General features: G+C 61.4%; 14 protein-coding genes and 4 tRNA genes. 1 reads left to right on the plus strand and 17 read right to left on the minus strand.

Features of this window, described 5'->3' with window-relative positions:
• Positions 1-208: 208 nt before the first annotated feature.
• From Q7C33_RS10810 to Q7C33_RS10820, 3 genes are all read right to left on the minus strand, one after another.
• The gene (locus Q7C33_RS10810) at positions 209-724 is read right to left on the minus strand and encodes a hypothetical protein (protein ID WP_323155705.1); all 516 of its coding nucleotides are present in this window, start codon (positions 722-724) and stop codon (positions 209-211) included.
• A gap of 195 nt (positions 725-919) precedes the next feature.
• Positions 920-1,564 carry a hypothetical protein gene (locus Q7C33_RS10815; RefSeq protein ID WP_030138067.1) on the minus strand — a complete coding sequence of 215 codons (645 nt, stop codon included), beginning with the start codon at positions 1,562-1,564 and terminating at the stop codon, positions 920-922.
• Positions 1,565-1,695: 131 nt separating this feature from the next.
• Positions 1,696-1,772: transfer RNA gene (locus tag Q7C33_RS10820), tRNA-Val, on the minus strand.
• 183 nt (positions 1,773-1,955) lie between these two features.
• Between Q7C33_RS10820 and Q7C33_RS10825 the strand changes: the two genes are divergently transcribed.
• Positions 1,956-3,239 (plus strand): NAD(P)/FAD-dependent oxidoreductase, encoded by a 1,284-nt coding sequence (locus tag Q7C33_RS10825; RefSeq protein WP_258647982.1) that lies wholly within the window; start codon positions 1,956-1,958, stop codon positions 3,237-3,239.
• A 199-nt stretch (positions 3,240-3,438) separates the two neighbouring features.
• Here the strand turns inward: Q7C33_RS10825 and Q7C33_RS10830 are convergent.
• The 14 genes from Q7C33_RS10830 to Q7C33_RS10895 all read right to left on the minus strand — a co-directional run bounded on the left by Q7C33_RS10830 (position 3,439) and on the right by Q7C33_RS10895 (position 16,984).
• Positions 3,439-3,515: transfer RNA gene (locus tag Q7C33_RS10830), tRNA-Asp, on the minus strand.
• 89 nt (positions 3,516-3,604) lie between these two features.
• Positions 3,605-3,681, minus strand: a tRNA-Asp gene (locus Q7C33_RS10835).
• Positions 3,682-3,739: 58 nt separating this feature from the next.
• A tRNA-Val gene (locus Q7C33_RS10840) sits at positions 3,740-3,815 on the minus strand.
• Between the two features lie 170 nt (positions 3,816-3,985).
• Positions 3,986-4,759 (minus strand): SDR family oxidoreductase, encoded by a 774-nt coding sequence (locus tag Q7C33_RS10845; protein ID WP_217859967.1) that lies wholly within the window; start codon positions 4,757-4,759, stop codon positions 3,986-3,988.
• Positions 4,756-5,967 (minus strand): O-succinylhomoserine sulfhydrylase, encoded by a 1,212-nt coding sequence (locus tag Q7C33_RS10850; protein ID WP_407683373.1) that lies wholly within the window; start codon positions 5,965-5,967, stop codon positions 4,756-4,758. Before Q7C33_RS10850 ends, Q7C33_RS10845 begins: the two co-directional genes overlap by 4 nt.
• A gap of 60 nt (positions 5,968-6,027) precedes the next feature.
• Positions 6,028-7,533, minus strand: a complete 1,506-nt coding sequence (purF, locus tag Q7C33_RS10855; protein ID WP_030142021.1) for an amidophosphoribosyltransferase — start codon at positions 7,531-7,533, stop codon at positions 6,028-6,030.
• Positions 7,534-7,574: 41 nt separating this feature from the next.
• On the minus strand, positions 7,575-8,135 hold the full coding sequence (locus Q7C33_RS10860; RefSeq protein ID WP_030142022.1) for a CvpA family protein: 561 nt from the start codon (positions 8,133-8,135) through the stop codon (positions 7,575-7,577).
• An 89-nt stretch (positions 8,136-8,224) separates the two neighbouring features.
• Positions 8,225-8,878 carry an SPOR domain-containing protein gene (locus Q7C33_RS10865; RefSeq protein WP_407683374.1) on the minus strand — a complete coding sequence of 218 codons (654 nt, stop codon included), beginning with the start codon at positions 8,876-8,878 and terminating at the stop codon, positions 8,225-8,227.
• Positions 8,862-10,169, minus strand: coding sequence for a bifunctional tetrahydrofolate synthase/dihydrofolate synthase (gene folC / locus Q7C33_RS10870; protein WP_407683375.1), 1,308 nt, complete (start codon positions 10,167-10,169; stop codon positions 8,862-8,864). Before folC ends, Q7C33_RS10865 begins: the two co-directional genes overlap by 17 nt.
• A complete protein-coding gene (accD, locus tag Q7C33_RS10875; protein WP_407683376.1) occupies positions 10,166-11,086 on the minus strand; it encodes an acetyl-CoA carboxylase, carboxyltransferase subunit beta in 921 nt (306 codons plus the stop codon). Before accD ends, folC begins: the two co-directional genes overlap by 4 nt.
• A 258-nt stretch (positions 11,087-11,344) precedes the next feature.
• Positions 11,345-11,977 carry a phosphoribosylanthranilate isomerase gene (locus Q7C33_RS10880; protein WP_407683377.1) on the minus strand — a complete coding sequence of 211 codons (633 nt, stop codon included), beginning with the start codon at positions 11,975-11,977 and terminating at the stop codon, positions 11,345-11,347.
• Between the two features lie 63 nt (positions 11,978-12,040).
• Positions 12,041-12,865: a tRNA pseudouridine(38-40) synthase TruA gene (gene truA, locus Q7C33_RS10885; protein WP_030142027.1), complete on the minus strand. Its 825-nt coding sequence runs from the start codon at positions 12,863-12,865 to the stop codon at positions 12,041-12,043.
• Between the two features lie 308 nt (positions 12,866-13,173).
• Positions 13,174-15,762, minus strand: a complete 2,589-nt coding sequence (locus tag Q7C33_RS10890; RefSeq protein ID WP_407683378.1) for a FimV/HubP family polar landmark protein — start codon at positions 15,760-15,762, stop codon at positions 13,174-13,176.
• 211 nt (positions 15,763-15,973) lie between these two features.
• Positions 15,974-16,984: an aspartate-semialdehyde dehydrogenase gene (locus tag Q7C33_RS10895; RefSeq protein ID WP_198795935.1), complete on the minus strand. Its 1,011-nt coding sequence runs from the start codon at positions 16,982-16,984 to the stop codon at positions 15,974-15,976.
• Positions 16,985-17,029: the final 45 nt, after the last annotated feature.

The raw sequence follows: 17,029 nt of genomic DNA on the forward strand, positions 1-17,029 counted from the left end.
GAGAAAGCCTACATGCCCATCACCGGCACCGACTGCATCCCGCAACCCTGCTCATCGACACCGAAGCGCCTCTAGACGCAATCTCAATGCTGCAATGTGCTGGCTTCTGAGATTTGTGTAGGAATTTGCGCTAATGCCTTTCGCGGCGCTCATTTTGGCGCTGTCGCGAGTTTTAAAGATAGTTATCTTCTGCTGTGATGCTTCGTATTCAGCGCTTGAAAAGTACATTGCACCGGGCACACCACCCTTCAACTGCGCTCCGGCTCATTGGAAAACGGAGCAGAGGATGACCTGCATCGGCAACCGTCAAAACCAGAGAGAATCTTATGAATCTGCGCCGAATTTCGTCGGCTGGAACGCTCGTGCCTGCCCCTTCGACTATTTGAAGAACGCCGCCCGATACCTTGCTGTCAATCTGTTGCCACTCACACTGCCAGCCTGTTACCCACGTGAAGTCTTGAATTTGATAATCGCCGGTGGCGCTTTGGCATTGAGCGAGTTTCTTGTTGGAGGGGTCAAACACAAAAAATAGGGGGGTTGGAAAGCCGAGCAACTGATTATCGTCAAGGCTCAGACCTTCTTTTAGGTTGATGGACGCTACAAGAACTTTTGCTCGCCGCTTGCGCCGTATCAAATGCCATATGGAGAGGCAAAAAATAGAAATAGAAGCCAAGAAGAGCTGACGTCCTTCGACTGTAAGCTTATCGGGCGAAAACCGTATCATGCCCCACAAGAGTCCTGTCGTCGCAAGCCCCGATAACCAAGCGGCGGGGATCACTACACTGTTAGCGAGGTTAGCTCCGAGCGTCCTCAAACAGCTTGTCATAACTCCCCTATCCTTCTATTTGCCAAGCAAGCACGACTTGCTTCATTGCTGCCATCATCGCAATTAAGGCCAAATCCTGCTTATTTCCTGTCATCAAATTTTGCAGGCCACCTGCGGAGCCGCAGCAGGCGTCAACTTTTGGGGAATCACAATTGAAGTGCCAGGCACCGCGCTCAGCTCAAGAACTGCCAACATGCAAATAAGCGCTTGGTCGCCATCTTTGTTTGGACTGCTATCGACCCCTACCACTGCTTCGTAGTCCTTTCCCGGCTCCAGCTTGTAGACGAGCGCCCGGCCACCGCAGGTTCGGTAAGTGTTGCCATTGCCAGCAATGGTCGCGCCCCGGGTTGCGATTTGGAAAGGCAGATCCGTCCTGACGCGATATTCGGTTACGATCTCCTTGTATACCCCTTCCCCCCTCCGAAGCGCAGGGATGTACTGGGTCAGAGTGGGCCAAACTCTCTGCGGCATGCCTAAGCTCGCCGACTTCAGGGGATACTGCGGATAATTGATGTTCGCCGTTCCATCCTGCCCGAAACGTCCAGCTTCAGCCATTTTATGTTGGGTGGCAGGAGCACAACCGCCGACGATGCTATCGCCTAACACGTCGGAGTTCGTGATAACGCGTACACGCGCCGTGCCCTCTGATTGAGCAGGCTCTTCGTAGGGAACTGATGGTATTCCAGAGCAGCCAGCAAGTGCTGCAGCAAAAAAAGTTACGAAACCGACAACCCGCATGACCATATCCTTATGTAATCGAGGTCCGCCCAATAAAAGGGGCAAAATCCTGCTGTAAAATCCGCAGCCAACAAAAAAGGGCCCACCTTTCGGTGAGCCCTTCTAGACCGCCCAGCAGAGCGGATTTTGTTTGGTAGGCGCGATTGGACTCGAACCAACGACCCCCACCATGTCAAGGTGGTGCTCTAACCAACTGAGCTACGTGCCTGCTGTGAGGCGGCATTCTACGGAATTCCGGAGGGGTGTCAACACCTTTTTTTCACCTAACCCTATGAATATGCAAAATATTTAATTTCACCGATACAACGAAGATTTAGGGGTGGCTGGCGGCGGATTTTTATCTCGGGTAGGATCGCCGCATTCGTAAAAAATATAAAACAGAGGTTCCAGAATGGCGAACACATCCTACCCAGCGTCGTATTACGCCGCATCGGCCAATCCGGCGCCTTCGCGCCCTGCCCTGCAGGATGATGTCGAAACCGATGTGTGCGTGATCGGTGCGGGCTATACGGGGTTGTCTTCCGCGCTGTTTTTGCTGGAGCACGGTTTCAAGGTCACGATCGTTGAGGCAGCCAAGGTTGGGTTTGGTGCTTCGGGTCGCAACGGCGGTCAGATCGTCAACAGCTATAGCCGCGACATCGATGTGATCGAGCGCAGCGTTGGTCCGCAGCAGGCGCAGTTGCTCGGCAACATGGCGTTCGAGGGTGGGCGGATCATTCGCGAGCGGGTGGCGAAGTATCAGATTCAGTGCGATTTGAAGGACGGCGGTGTGTTCGCCGCCCTCACTGCTAAACAGATGGGTCACCTGGAGTCGCAGAAGCGTCTATGGGAGCGTTTCGGTCATACGCAACTGGAGCTGCTGGATCAGCGGCGTATTCGCGAGGTGGTGGCTTGCGATGAGTATGTGGGTGGCATGCTGGACATGAGCGGTGGGCATATTCATCCGCTCAATCTGGCGTTGGGCGAAGCGGCGGCTGTGGAGTCGCTGGGCGGGGTGATTTACGAGCAGTCGCCAGCAGTGCGCATCGAGCGTGGCGCCAGTCCGGTTGTGCATACGCCGCAGGGCAAGGTCAGGGCCAAGTTCATTATCGTGGCGGGCAATGCTTACCTGGGCAATCTGGTGCCGGAGCTGGCAGCCAAGTCGATGCCCTGCGGTACGCAGGTGATCGCCACCGAGCCACTGGGTGATGAACTGGCTCATCGCCTGTTGCCACAGGATTATTGTGTCGAAGACTGCAACTACCTGCTCGATTACTACCGACTGACAGGCGACAAGCGTCTGATTTTCGGTGGCGGCGTGGTGTATGGCGCGAGGGACCCAGCGAACATCGAGGCGATCATTCGACCGAAGATGCTCAAGGCGTTTCCGCAACTCAAGGATGTGAAGATCGATTACGCCTGGACCGGAAATTTCCTGCTGACGCTGTCGCGTCTTCCGCAGGTCGGGCGGCTGGGGGATAACATTTATTATTCGCAGGGCTGCAGCGGCCATGGCGTGACGTATACGCATTTGGCGGGCAAGGTGCTGGCCGAGGCGCTGCGTGGGCAGGCAGAGCGTTTTGATGCGTTTGCGGACCTGCCGCACTACCCCTTCCCGGGTGGTCAGTTGTTGCGTACGCCGTTTGCCGCGATGGGGGCTTGGTATTACGGGTTGCGGGATCGGTTGGGGTTCTGAGGCGAGTTCGCCATTTCACCGAGGGGCTGCTTTGCAGCCCAGCGGGAGCAAGCTCCCTCGCCACAGGGGGCTGTTCCAATCTTCAAATCCCGGAAACAAAAAACCCCGGTCTTTCGACCAGGGTCTTTGCTATCGATTGGAAGAAGCTCTTCAGCTTTCTTCTTAGCTTCAAGGCGTTCAGTGGGCCTCGAAGCAGATATGGCGCAGCGGACGGGACTCGAACCCGCGACCCCCGGCGTGACAGGCCGGTATTCTAACCGACTGAACTACCGCTGCGTATCGCTGTGGACTTTCGTCCATCTAACTCGTCTGATCAAAACCCGTAGGCTTGGATCTCGAACCAGGCGAACCTGCTTCGGAAAATATGGCGCAGCGGACGGGACTCGAACCCGCGACCCCCGGCGTGACAGGCCGGTATTCTAACCGACTGAACTACCGCTGCGCGTCGGTGGAGGCTTTTGACAGCTTCCATCTTGCTTTCGCAAGACTCTCAAGAAACATGGTGGGTGATGACGGGATCGAACCGCCGACATTCTGCTTGTAAGGCAGACGCTCTCCCGGCTGAGCTAATCACCCTTTGCTGCGTTGAGGCCGCGAAATTTACGCAGATACTGAAGCTAAGTCAATAGCAGGATTGAGTTTTTTTCAAAAACAGCTTCGAGCGGCAAGCGCCAAGCTACAAGTAAAAAGCACCGGACCCGCACCACGCTGCTTGCAGCTTAAAACTTGCCGCTTGCAGCTGCCCCTCACTCATAAATCATTTTCTTGGTCATGCCGCCGTCCACCACGAACTCCTGCCCCGTGACAAAACCGGCGTTGCGCGACAACAACCACGCCACCATCGCCGCCACGTCCTCCACCGTGCCTACCCTGCCCGCCGGGTGCTGGGCGTGATCGGCGTCGGTGAGCGGCTGCGCACGACGTTGTGAAGGGTCTCGCGCGTCGATCCAGCCAGGGCTCACGGCATTGACCCGAATCTCCGGCCCGAGGCTGATCGCCAAGGCGTGGGTGAGCGCCAGCAGGCCGCCCTTGCTCGCCGCATAGGCCTCGGTGTCCGGCTCCGATTGCGCTGCGCGGGTCGAGGCCAGGTTGACGATGGCCCCGTTGTGGGCACGCAGGTACGGAGCACAGTGCTTGGCCAGCAGCATCGGCCCACCCAGGTTCACCGCCAGGACCCGGTTCCAATAGGCAAGATCGAGGCTTTCCAAGGTGATGTTGTGCGGGTCGGCGATAGCGGCGTTGCATACCAGCGCATCGAGGCGTCCGAACTGCCCGAGCACCTCGGCGATACCTGTGGCGACCTGCCCTTCGTCCGCCACGTCCATGGCAATGAACCAGGCGTTGTCGCCCAACGCCTTCGCCACCTTGGAACCGCGCTCGCGATCCAGATCGGTCAATACGACCTGCCAGCCTTCACAGATCAACCAGGCGGCAATACCGAGGCCGATGCCCCGCGCGGCGCCCGTAACCAATGCAACCCGGCCATGAGTACCGCTCGGCGGCGTTGCCAGCTCAATCACAAGGCCGCCAACCCGCGAGCCAGGTCGGCTTGCAAATCCGCCACATCTTCGAGGCCGACCGCCACGCGGATCAGGCTGTCACGAATACCCGCCGATTCACGCTCCTGGGGGGACAGGCGACCGTGGGACGTGGTGCTCGGATGGGTAATGGTGGTCTTGCTGTCACCCAGGTTGGCGGTGATGGAAATCAATCGGGTCGCGTCGATGAAGCGCCAGGCGCCCTCCTTGCCCCCTTTGACCTCGAAGCTCACCACTGCACCGAAACCGCGCTGCTGACGCAAGGCCAGTTCGTGTTGTGGATGGCTCTTGAGGCCGGCGTAATGCACTTTCTCGATGCCGTCCTGTTGTTCCAGCCACTCGGCCAAGGCTTGGGTATTGGCGCAATGGGCCTTCATCCGCAGGCCCAGGGTTTCCAGGCCTTTAAGGAAGACCCAGGCGTTGAACGGGCTGAGGGTCGGCCCGGCAGTGCGCAGGAAGCCAACGACCTCTTTCATCTGCTCGCCACGACCGGCGACGACACCGCCCATGCAACGGCCCTGGCCATCGATGAACTTGGTTGCCGAATGCACCACCACGTCCGCGCCCAGCTTCAGCGGTTGTTGCAGCGCCGGGGTGCAGAAACAGTTGTCGACCACCAGCATGGAGCCCTTGGCATGGGCGATTTCCGCCAGTGCGGCGATGTCCACCAGCTCAGCCAGGGGATTGGAAGGCGATTCGACGAAGAGCAGCTTGGTATTGGCCTTGATGGCAGCGTCCCAAGCGGATAGGTCCGCCAAGGGTACGTAATCGACTTCCACGCCGAAACGCTTGAAGTATTTTTCGAACAGGCTGATGGTCGAACCGAAGACGCTGCGCGACACCAGCACATGGTCGCCGGCGCTGCACAGGCTCATCACCACGGCCATGACCGCGGCCATGCCAGTGGCGGTGGCAACCGCTTGCTCGGCGCCTTCCAGGGCGGCGATACGTTCCTCGAAAGCCCGCACGGTGGGGTTGGTATAACGCGAATAGACGTTACCCGGCACTTCACCAGCAAAGCGCGCAGCCGCATCGGCAGCGGTGCGGAATACGTAGCTGGAGGTAAAGAACATCGGATCGCCATGTTCGGCTTCCGGTGTACGGTGCTGGCCCGCGCGAACCGCCAGGGTATCGAACGCTACGCCGTCAAGGTCGCTGTCCAGCCGACCGGCATCCCAATCCTGACTCATGCTGCCACTCCTTTATTCGGTTGAACGCAAACCGGCCCCTCAGGGCCGGTTGGGTGTCACTTAGTTGTTGTACAGATCGATGATCGCGCTGACCGCCTGAGTCTTGGCCTTGGACGCGTCGTTACGCGCGTTCTCGATCCGGTTCAGGTAGGCCTCGTCGATGTCGCCGGTGACGTACTTGCCGTCGAATACCGCGCAATCGAACTGCTCGATCTTGATCTTGCCGCCACCCACCGCTTCGATGAGGTCAGGCAAGTCCTGGTAGATCAGCCAGTCGGCGCCGATCAGGTCGGCCACTTCCTGGGTCGTGCGGTTATGAGCGATCAGCTCATGGGCACTCGGCATGTCGATGCCGTAGACGTTCGGGTAGCGCACGGCCGGGGCCGCCGAGCAGAAGTAGACGTTCTTGGCGCCAGCTTCGCGGGCCATCTGGATGATCTGCTTGCAAGTGGTGCCGCGCACGATGGAGTCGTCCACCAGCATCACGTTCTTGCCGCGGAATTCCAGCTCGATGGCATTGAGTTTCTGGCGTACGGATTTCTTCCGTGCGGCCTGGCCCGGCATGATGAAGGTACGGCCGATGTAGCGGTTCTTCACGAAGCCTTCGCGAAACTTCACGCCCAGGTGGTTCGCCAGTTCCAGGGCCGCGGTGCGGCTGGTGTCCGGGATCGGGATGACTACGTCGATATCATGGTCCGGGCGCTCGCGCAGGATCTTGTCGGCCAACTTCTCGCCCATGCGCAGGCGCGCCTTGTAGACCGAGATACCGTCGATGATCGAGTCCGGGCGCGCCAGGTAGACGTGCTCGAAGATGCACGGGGTCAGGCTCGGGTTGGTCGCGCACTGGCGGGTGTACAGCTTGCCGTCTTCAGTGATGTAGACCGCTTCGCCCGGGGCCAGGTCGCGAATCAGGGTGAAGCCGAGCACGTCCAGGGACACGCTCTCGGAGGCGATCATGTACTCGACGCCTTCGTCGGTGTGACGCTGGCCGAACACGATCGGACGAATACCGTGCGGGTCGCGGAAGCCGACGATGCCGTAGCCGGTGATCATCGCCACCACCGAGTAGCCACCCACGCAACGGTTGTGCACGTCGGTCACGGCAGCGAACACGTCTTCTTCGGTCGGCTGCAGCTTGCCGCGCTGGGCCAGCTCGTGGGCGAAGACGTTGAGCATCACTTCCGAGTCGGAACTGGTGTTGACGTGGCGCAAGTCAGATTCGTAGATCTCCTTGGCCAACTGCTCGACATTGGTCAGGTTGCCGTTGTGCGCCAAGGTGATGCCGTACGGCGAGTTGACGTAGAACGGCTGGGCTTCGGCCGAAGTCGAACTGCCCGCTGTCGGGTAGCGCACATGGCCGATGCCCATGTGGCCAACCAGGCGTTGCATGTGACGCTGGTGGAACACGTCACGCACCAGGCCGTTGTCCTTGCGCAGGAATAACCGGCCGTCATGGCTGGTCACGATACCGGCAGCGTCCTGGCCGCGGTGCTGGAGCACGGTTAGCGCGTCATACAGCGCCTGATTGACGTTCGACTTACCGACGATACCGACGATGCCACACATGCGACGCAACCCCTACTTAATGGATCTGAACTGAACAACACTCACTGCGGCGTTTTGGCCGTCGGCAAGAGGTGTTCCTTGAACGGTATTTCAGCGGGTACGCTGATACCGCTGGCAAGCCACTGACTGCTCCAACCCAGGATCAGGTTCTTGGACCAGTCTGCGACCAATAGAAATTGTGGCACGAGCCGGGACTCCTGCCACCACGTATCCTGCTGTACCGGCCCCAGGCTCAACAGCCCGACGGCGACGACCACCAGCAAGGCGCCACGCGCCGCACCGAAGGCCATGCCCAGGAACCGGTCCGTCCCGGAAAGCCCGGTGACGCGAATCAGTTCGCCGATCAGATAATTGATCATTGCGCCCACCAGCAAGGTGGCGATAAACAAGATGGCACAGCCCGCGATCACGCGGGCCGACGGTGTTTCGATGTATCCGGCGAGGTACTGGGACAACGAGCCACCAAACATCCAGGCTACGACTCCCGCAATGATCCAGGTCAGCAGCGAGAGCGCTTCCTTGACGAAGCCGCGACTCAGACTGATCAAAGCGGAGATGGCGACGATTGCAACGATCGCCCAGTCAACCCAGGTAAATGGCACGGTGCAGCCTACAGACGGATAAGGCGGCGCATTTTAGCAGAGCGCAGGGCTGTCGGTAAGCTGCGTGATTCAAATCAGCCAAATGGCGGTCAACCGCGCTCTGGCTGGAAGCGCACCACGAAGCCCTTGAGGTTCTGCTGGCGATTGAGCAGGTCGCGCAGGCGGTCGGCCTCGGCACGCTCGATCAACGGACCGACAAAGACCCGATTCTTGCCATCGGCAGAACGGATGTAGGCGTTGTAGCCCTGGCTGCGCAGGTTTTTCTGCAGTTTTTCGGCGCTGTCACGACTGGTAAGGCTGGCCAGTTGTACCGACCAACTGACCGACAGGCCATTGGCATCCACACGGCTTTGCGTGGTGTCCGGCTTGGGGGCTGCGGTGATCGGCTGGGTCGGGGCTGGCTTGATAGCGGGTGCCGCCGGAATAGGCGTTGGCGCGACGGCTGGCTTGCTCGGCACAGTCGGAGCGGGCGCGACAGGCGCTGTTGGCGCAGCAGGTTCCTGGGCGAGTTCTTCATCGCTCGGCACCGGCTCCTGAGGCAGCGCCTGGGGCTCGGGAACCGCGACCTGCTCAACCTGCACAGGCGGCACCGAAGGCGCCTGCGGGGCGGCCGGCGCATCAACCGTGACCTGGCGCTGCTCGTCCTGACGGGAAAACAGCATCGGCAGGAAGATCACCGCCAGGGCCACCAATACCAGGGCCCCGACCATGCGCTGCTTGTACGCCTTATCCAGCAATGCCATCTGCAGCTTCCTCCGTGGAGCGCCGGGCCAGCCATTGCAGGGCCTCGGCAACGCAAAAAAATGAGCCGAACAACAGGATCTCGTCATCGGGTGTCGCCAGGGCACACTGCCCTTCCAGGGCGGCGGCGACGCTGCCATAAGCATCCACCGAAGCGCCACGACGCTGCAAGGCTGCCTGCAACTCTCTGGCCGGACGCGAACGCGGTGATTCCAGCGGCGCCACGGCCCAGTGCTGGACACTAGCATTCAACGCGTCGACAACGCCATCCAGGTCCTTGTCCGATAGCAGCCCGAACACCGCCAGGCGCTTACCTGTCACCGGACGGCGCGCCAGGCGTTCCGCCAGATACAGCGCCGCGTGGGGGTTGTGGCCGACATCCAGCAACAGGTTCAGGCGCTTGCCTTGCCAATCGAACGAGCGGCGATCAAGACGACCGACGACGCGAGTCGCCTGCAACGCCTGGACAATCTGCCCGGACTCCCAGGGCAAGCCCAGCAATAGGTAGGCCTGGAGTGCCAGCGCGGCGTTCTCCATCGGCAAGTCCAGCAGCGGCAGGTCATGCAGCTCCACCGGGTTGCCCTTGGCATCGCTGCCACGCCATTGCCAGTGCTGCTCGGTCATGGCCAGGTCGAAGTCCCGCCCACGCAGAAAGAACGGGCAACTCAGCTCGCGAACTTTATCCAGCAACGGTTGCGGCGGATCGAGATCGCCGCAGAGTGCCGGCGCACCCTGGCGAAAGATGCCGGCCTTCTCGAAAGCCACGGATTCACGGGTGTCGCCCAGGTAATCGGCGTGATCCACCCCGATACTGGTGACCAGGGCGATATCCGCGTCCACGAGATTGACCGTATCCAGACGCCCACCCAGGCCAACTTCGAGCACGACGGCATCCAGGCCGGCACGGGCGAACAGCCAGAACGCTGCCAGGGTGCCCATCTCGAAATAGGTCAAGGAAGTCTCGCCCCGCCCGGCTTCCACCGCCGCGAAGGCTTCGCACAGTTGAGCGTCAGAGGCTTCGACGCCGTTGACCTGCACCCGCTCGTTGTAGCGCAGCAGGTGCGGCGAACTGTAGACACCGACATTCAATCCCTGGGCCCGCAGCAGCGAGGCCAGGAAGGCGCAGGTCGAACCCTTGCCGTTGGTGCCGGTGACGGTGATGACCCGAGGCGCCGGCTTGGCCAGTCCCATGCGGGACGCTACCGCTTGCGAGCGTTCCAACCCCATGTCGATGGCCGATGGATGCAGCTGCTCGAGGTAGGCAAGCCATTCGCCCAGGGTGCGTTGGGTCATAGCCCGGCAGGCACTGGCGGAACTACGATCGGTTCGATCGGCGTGGCGACGAACTTGGGCGTCGGCAGGCCCATCAGTTGCGCCAACAGGTTGCCCAGGCGCGGACGCAGTTCCTGGCGATGAATGATCATGTCGATTGCGCCGTGTTCAAGCAGGAATTCACTGCGCTGGAAACCTTCCGGCAGCTTTTCACGCACGGTCTGTTCGATTACGCGCGGCCCGGCAAAGCCGATCAGCGCTTTCGGCTCGCCGACGATCACGTCGCCCAGCATCGCCAGGCTGGCGGAAACGCCGCCGTAGACCGGATCGGTCAGCACCGAGATGAACGGAATGCCTTCTTCACGCAGGCGCGCCAGTACCGCGGAGGTCTTGGCCATTTGCATCAGCGAGATCAGGGCTTCCTGCATCCGCGCGCCACCGGAGGCGGCGAAGCAGATCATCGGGCAACGGTTTTCCAGGGCGTAGTTGGCGGCGCGAACGAAGCGCTCGCCGACGATGGCGCCCATGGAACCGCCCATGAAGGAAAATTCGAAGGCCGAAACCACCACCGGCATGCCCAGCAGGGTGCCGCTCATGGACACCAGGGCGTCTTTCTCGCCGGTCTGCTTCTGGGCCGCGGTCAGGCGATCCTTGTACTTCTTGCCGTCGCGGAACTTCAGGCGGTCCACGGGCTCCAGGTCAGCGCCCAGCTCCACGCGACCTTCGGCGTCCAGGAAAATATCGATACGGGCACGCGCGCCGATGCGCATGTGGTGATTGCACTTGGGGCAAACGTCCAGGGTCTTTTCCAGCTCAGGGCGGTACAGCACCGCTTCGCAGGAAGGACATTTGTGCCACAGACCTTCAGGCACCGAGCTTTTCTTTACCTCGGAACGCATGATCGAAGGGATCAGTTTGTCTACCAACCAGTTGCTCATGCTTTCTTTCTCCAGTACCGGCGGCCCGAACGCTCTGGTTCGCGGCCCCGCGTATGCCCTTGAGCTTAAATTCATTGTGCGGCGAGGATCGAGGAACCACCGCGGTCAGCGCGAAACATGACCTGCGCCCAGCTCCACCATCCCTGCCATTCCCGACAACCGCTGCACCGCGATTGCCACTACGCTATCGGCCCACCCGGAGGCGGCGCCTGCCTGCTTTGTACAGTGCAGGTATGGACGGCGGCAGTCTGCCAGCCGTCACATTGACGATTGGCTGCTGCGCACAGCCGCCATGAACGCCCGGATCTTCGCCGGGTCCTTGATGCCCCTGGCCTGCTCCACCCCGCCGCTGACGTCCACCGCATAAGGGCGAACCCGCACAATGGCCTCACCGACGTTGTCCGCCGTCAGGCCACCGGCCAGGATGATCGGCTTGCTCAAGCCCTGCGGTACCAGCGACCAGTCGAAGGCTTCGCCAGTCCCACCCGGAACCCCTTCCACATACGTGTCCAGCAAGATACCGCTGGCACTGGCGAAGGTTGCACAACTGGCCGCGATGTCATCGCCCGCCTTGACCCGCAACGCCTTGATGTACGGCCGATGCCAGCCTTCACAGTCAGCCAGGGCCTCGTCACCGTGGAACTGCAAGAGACCCAACGGCACCGCATCGAGGATTTCCCCCAGTTCGCAACGGCTGGCATTGACGAACAGTCCCACCGGGGTCACGAACGGCGGCAGAGCCTGGATGATCGCCCTCGCCTGCTGCACCGTCACCGCCCGCGGGCTCTTGGCGTAGAACACCAGCCCGATGGCGTCCGCACCGGCCTCGACCGCCGCCAGCGCGTCTTCGACCCGGGTGATTCCGCAAATCTTGCTGCGAACGACCGGCATGGTGGCTAAAACCTCAGGCAAATCCGTGAAAGTCCCGGATGGTAACAAATGCAACGAAGGGCGTCAGCCGTCGAGTTCCGAGAAGCCCGTGAGGAAATGTGGCCCGATGTAACGCTCCGGCAGCTCAAACTCGTCACGGTATTCGACCTGCACCAGGTACAGGCCGAAGGGGTGCGCCGTCACGCCACCGGAACGGCGAATGCGACTGTCGAGCACTTCCTTGACCCATTCCACCGGCCGCTCGCCGGCGCCGATGGTCATTAGCACGCCGGCAATGTTGCGCACCATGTGGTGCAGGAACGCGCTGGCGCGGATGTCGAGCACGATCATCTTGCCGTGACGGGTCACGCGCAGGTGATGCAACTCCTTGATCGGCGACTTGGCCTGGCATTGGCCGGCACGGAAGGCACTGAAGTCATGCACACCCACCAGGTATTGCGCAGCCTCGGCCATGCGCTCGACGTCCAGCGGACGGTGATTCCAGGTGATTTCCTCGTTCAGGTGCGCCGGGCGAATCTGATCGTTGTAGATGACGTAGCGATAACGCCGGGCGATGGCCTTGAAGCGCGCATGGAAATGCGCCGGCATCACCTTCGCCCAGCTGACGCTGACATCGTGCGGCAGGTTGATGTTCGCGCCCATGACCCAGGCCTTCATCGAGCGCTCGACCTGGGTGTCGAAATGCACCACCTGGCCGCAAGCGTGCACACCGGCATCGGTGCGTCCGGCGCAATGCAGCGACACGGGCGAATCGGCGACTTTGGACAGCGCATTCTCGAGGGTTTCCTGCACCGTCAGGACACCGGAGGCCTGACGCTGCCAGCCGCGATAGCGAGAGCCTTTGTATTCAACGCCCAAGGCGATTCGAAAAAAGCCGTCGGCCGCCATTTCGGCGGCCGGGTTGTCTATGTTTGCCAAGGAATTACAGCCTGCTGAGGTACGCAAAGGCGGGCATTATAAAGCGGGTGCGGTGGGATGCCAGTGTAACGATGATCCGGGTTGGAACGACGGGCCCTTGTGGCGAGGGAGCTTGCTCCCGCTGGCTGCGCAGCAGCCCCTACCTTGGTGCGCCGGCTATTATTGCGAGCGCTGCGCACTCGAGCGGGAGCAAGCTCCCTCGCCACTACAGCCGCGTGAACTGCTTGCAAACAAAAACGGCAGCCTCATCGGCTGCCGTCATTGCTCATCCCGCCGACTCACGCCAGTCGCGACAACATCTCCTTCGCTTCGCTCTGCTGGGTCGCATCGCCCTCACTGAGGACTTCGCCAAGGATATCCCGCGCACCATCGTTGTCGCCCATGTCGATATAGGCCTGGGCCAGATCGAGCTTGGTCGCCACTTCGTCGGTGCCGCTGAGGAAATCGAAGTCCGGCTCGTCGTCGGCGGTCGCCAGGGCATCTTCAGCCGTGAAGGTTGGCTGGGCCAGACTGTCGGAGAGCCGGTCCAGCTCGGCGTTGACGTCGTCCAGCTCGGATTCGAAGGCATCCTTCGGCTGCTCATGAGCGTCCATCTCGTCGGCCAGGGACAGATCGAAATCCGCCGGCAGCTCAAGATCGTCCGACGGCGTATCGTCCAGGAGCGGCGTTTGCTCTGCTGGAACGTCCAGCCCCTTGAGGTCGTCATCCAGGTCCAACAGGAAATCTTCATCGGCCAAGGCCGGTGCCGGAGCATCGGCGCCGAGGTCCAGATCGAATTCCGGCAGATCGTCCAGGCTTTCATTAGCCTGGGTCTGCTGCTTGAGCACCGATTCGAAACTCAGGTCGTCGTCTTCCGGAAACGCGTCCAGCTCGGCCAGCGGCTCGGGTGCCGGGGCGGTCGGAGTTGTGTCCAGGTCATCCAGGCTCAGGTCGAAGGCGCTGTCGAGTTCTTCATCGGTTGCCGGCTTGTCTTCCAGCAGGTCCTTGACGTACTGCGCGTCCAGCTCAGCGGCCACAGCCGCTGCTGCCAGGCCTGCCGAGGCGGCGACGACCATGGCCGGGAAACGGCTCTTGAGCTGTTCCACCTGGGCATAGTTCTCGCCATTGGCGACCAATTGGCGCTCCTGGGCGATGAACGCATCGCGGTCGCCCTGCTGGCCGTAGACTTCCATCAGTTTCAAACGCAGGTCGCTGCGCTGAGGCTCGGCCTTGATGCCTTGCTCAAGCAGGTCAGCCGCCTGGTTCAAGCGACCACGATCGATGTGGGACTGTGCCTGGGGCAACACATCGTCGGAGCGGTCGGCGGCCGGGGCCACCAGCGGCGCGGCGATCGGTGGCGTGACGACGACGGGCGCGACCACCGGGGCTGGCTTCGGTGCCGGTGCCGGTACTGGCTTGGGTTCGAGTTTTACGCTGGGGGATGGAACCTCAATGCCCTCGAAGCTGCTCGGGGGCAGATCGAGCTCCGGGGAGAAGTCGGCCTCCTCCTCGAGGGCTCGGGCCATACGCAAATGTTTCTCGGCTTCCTGCTGGGCCTTGCGGCGACGCGCAAGCAGCAATAGCAGCAGCAACAGGACCAACGCACCGCCACCAATCAACCCCAGCAGGATCGGATTGGTCAGCAGGTCATTGTATTTTTTCTCATCGGAAGCCGCCGGCGTCGGCTCGACCGGCGTGGCCGGTGGGGTCGCTTCAGGAGCCGCCTCGGGAGTCGCTGCTGGCGCGGTTGCCGGTGCTTGTGCCGACGGTGCGGGCGTCAGTTCTGCCGACATCGCCGGGGTCGATCCGCCCGTGGGCGGGACAGCGGCGCCTTCGGCCTGCATCTTGGCCAGTTGATTGTTCTTCAGCTCGATCAGACGCTGCAGCTTATCCAACTGGCTCTGTAAATCCGCCATGCGACTTTTCAGTTCTTCGTTGTCGCGACGAGCCGAATCGAGGCTTTCCTGGGTCACGGCAAGCTTGTTGCTCAGCGCCTGGGCATCGCCCGCAGCCCCTTTGCCCTTGCCGCCCGCCTTCGCCGACTCGGCGGAAACCAGGCTCAGGTTATCGCGACCGGCGGCCTGTGCCGGCGCGCCTTCCTTGCCGCCACGCTTGGTGGCATCCAACTGTTGCCGGCCGTTACCCGCCACGCCTCGACGGCCCTGGCGCCAAGCGGCATTCTGGGCCGCCACTTCGGCGATCGCCTGGGGTTGCGGCAGCGCCGTGCTCTGCACCGGATCGGGCAGGCGCAATACCTGGCCGGTCTTGAGCAGGTTGATGTTGCCATTGATGAAGGCGTTCGGGTTCAACGCCTGGATCGCCAGCATGGTCTGCTGGACCGACCCACCGTTGCGTACCTTGGCGGCGATTTCCCACAGGGTGTCGCGCGGCGTGGTGGTGTATTGGGACGGCTTGGTCGCGCCAGTAACCGGCGTGGCAACCACTTGGGACGGCTTCGCCCGGGCGGCATCGGCGGCCTGCGGCGAGAATTTGGACGGATCGAGCAGTACGCTGTAGTCGCGCAGCAAGCGGCCGTTGGGCCACATCACCTGCACGAGGAACTTGACCATCGGCTCGGACACCGGCCGGCTGGACGTAACGCGCAGGACGCTCTTGCCGTTGGCGTTGATCACCGGGGTGAAGCTCAAATCGTTGAGAAAGGCTTGGCGATCAATGCCCGCCTTGGCGAATTCTTCGGGTGGGGCCAGGCTCGGCACCACTTCGGCAGCGGTCAGTTGCTGGACATCGAGCAGTTCGATTTCGGCCACCAGAGGCTGGTTCGGCGGCGATTTCAGGGTCAACTCCCCGAGCCCGAGCGCATGCGCCATACCGGAGGACAGCGCCGAGGCGGCCGCTATTGCTAACACCAGTTTGCGAACTTGAACCATAGCCTCTTCCTTTGTTTGAACATTCCTCGGCCAGCGAGAAGGTGTTGATGCCGCTGCCGTAAGGCATTGCGCGCAGCCCCGAAGCGACGGTGCGCGCGATCGTTTCACTCATGCCCGGGAAAGCGTCCCCGGGAGGGAGGTTCGCCTTCAGCACTCTGGCCAAGCATAGCGCCCAGCTAGAATCATTCGACAAATTGTTGCCAAGTATCTTTTACAGCAGGTCTTTTATCAACAACTCAGCCACCTGCACCGCATTGAGTGCCGCGCCCTTGCGCACGTTATCTGACGTCAGCCACATATTTAGTTCCGCCGGATCGTCGATACCGCCGCGCACGCGACCGATGTAGACCACATCCTGCCCTACCGCATCGCCTACCGGGGTCGGGTAATCCCCCGCCTCCACCAGTTCGATACCAGGCGCCGCCTCCAGGGCCGCGTTGACCTTAGCCAAGTCAACAGGACCGGCAGACTCTACGGTCACGCTAAAGCTATCGCCAAAAAACACCGGGGCTTGAATGCAAGTGACGGAAATCTTTAACAAAGGTTGCTCCAGCACTTGGCGCAACTCACTCACCAGGCGTCTTTCAAGCTGGGTATGGCCCTGCTCATCGGGAGTGCCCACCTGGGCCAACAGATTGAATGCCATCTGCCGATCGAAGAATTTCGGCTCGAGCGGACGAGCATTGAGCAACTCGGCGGTCTGGCGCGCCAGCTCGCTCACAGCTACACGGCCCTGGGCGGACACGGCGAGGCTGGCGGTCAGGCTCACGCGCTGTATATCCAGGCATTGGCGCAGCGGTGCCAAGGCAACGGCCAGGACCGTGGCCGAGGGGCTGGGGCTGCTGACCTGAAACGGTTTGGACAGGTTGGCCAGCACCTGCGGGTTGGCCTCCGGCACGATCTGCGGCGCCTGGTCGGCTGGCAGCGCACCGGACAGGTCGATCAGCGCGCAACCGGCGGCGGTGGCTCGCGGGGCGAAGCTCAGGGTCACTGCCGGCCCCGCCGCGAAAAACACCAGTTGGACTTTGCTGAAATCGAACTCATCGACCTCGCGCACCCGCACGTTTTTGCCACGGAACATCACCGAGCTGCCCGCCGATTCGCTGCTGGCCAGCAGGTGCAGGTTGCCTATGGGGAAGTCGCGTTCTTCGAGAATCTGGACGAGGGTTTCGCCGACAGTACCGGTGGCGCCGATCACGGCAATATCAAAGGACTGGCTCATGGGTCTACCTCAGGTAAAACGTGGGGAGCGGCACTTTACCGGGTG

The organism is Pseudomonas sp. BP11-1-1, assembly GCF_052112105.1.
GTDB classification, from domain to species: Bacteria; Pseudomonadota; Gammaproteobacteria; order Pseudomonadales; family Pseudomonadaceae; genus Aquipseudomonas; species Aquipseudomonas alvandae.

Excerpts from the sequence above, each read along its gene's own strand:
- Q7C33_RS10810 (WP_323155705.1), bottom strand. The coding sequence starts at position 724 with ATGATACGGTTTTCGCCCGATAAGCTTACAGTCGAAGGACGTCAGCTC.
- Q7C33_RS10815 (WP_030138067.1), bottom strand. The coding sequence starts at position 1,564 with ATGCGGGTTGTCGGTTTCGTAACTTTTTTTGCTGCAGCACTTGCTGGC.
- Q7C33_RS10825 (WP_258647982.1), top strand. The coding sequence starts at position 1,956 with ATGGCGAACACATCCTACCCAGCGTCGTATTACGCCGCATCGGCCAAT.
- Q7C33_RS10850 (WP_407683373.1), bottom strand. The coding sequence starts at position 5,967 with ATGAGTCAGGATTGGGATGCCGGTCGGCTGGACAGCGACCTTGACGGC.
- purF (WP_030142021.1), bottom strand. The coding sequence starts at position 7,533 with ATGTGTGGCATCGTCGGTATCGTCGGTAAGTCGAACGTCAATCAGGCG.
- Q7C33_RS10865 (WP_407683374.1), bottom strand. The coding sequence starts at position 8,878 with ATGGCATTGCTGGATAAGGCGTACAAGCAGCGCATGGTCGGGGCCCTG.
- folC (WP_407683375.1), bottom strand. The coding sequence starts at position 10,169 with ATGACCCAACGCACCCTGGGCGAATGGCTTGCCTACCTCGAGCAGCTG.
- accD (WP_407683376.1), bottom strand. The coding sequence starts at position 11,086 with ATGAGCAACTGGTTGGTAGACAAACTGATCCCTTCGATCATGCGTTCC.
- Q7C33_RS10880 (WP_407683377.1), bottom strand. The coding sequence starts at position 11,977 with ATGCCGGTCGTTCGCAGCAAGATTTGCGGAATCACCCGGGTCGAAGAC.
- truA (WP_030142027.1), bottom strand. The coding sequence starts at position 12,865 with ATGGCGGCCGACGGCTTTTTTCGAATCGCCTTGGGCGTTGAATACAAA.
- Q7C33_RS10890 (WP_407683378.1), bottom strand. The coding sequence starts at position 15,762 with ATGGTTCAAGTTCGCAAACTGGTGTTAGCAATAGCGGCCGCCTCGGCG.
- Q7C33_RS10895 (WP_198795935.1), bottom strand. The coding sequence starts at position 16,984 with ATGAGCCAGTCCTTTGATATTGCCGTGATCGGCGCCACCGGTACTGTC.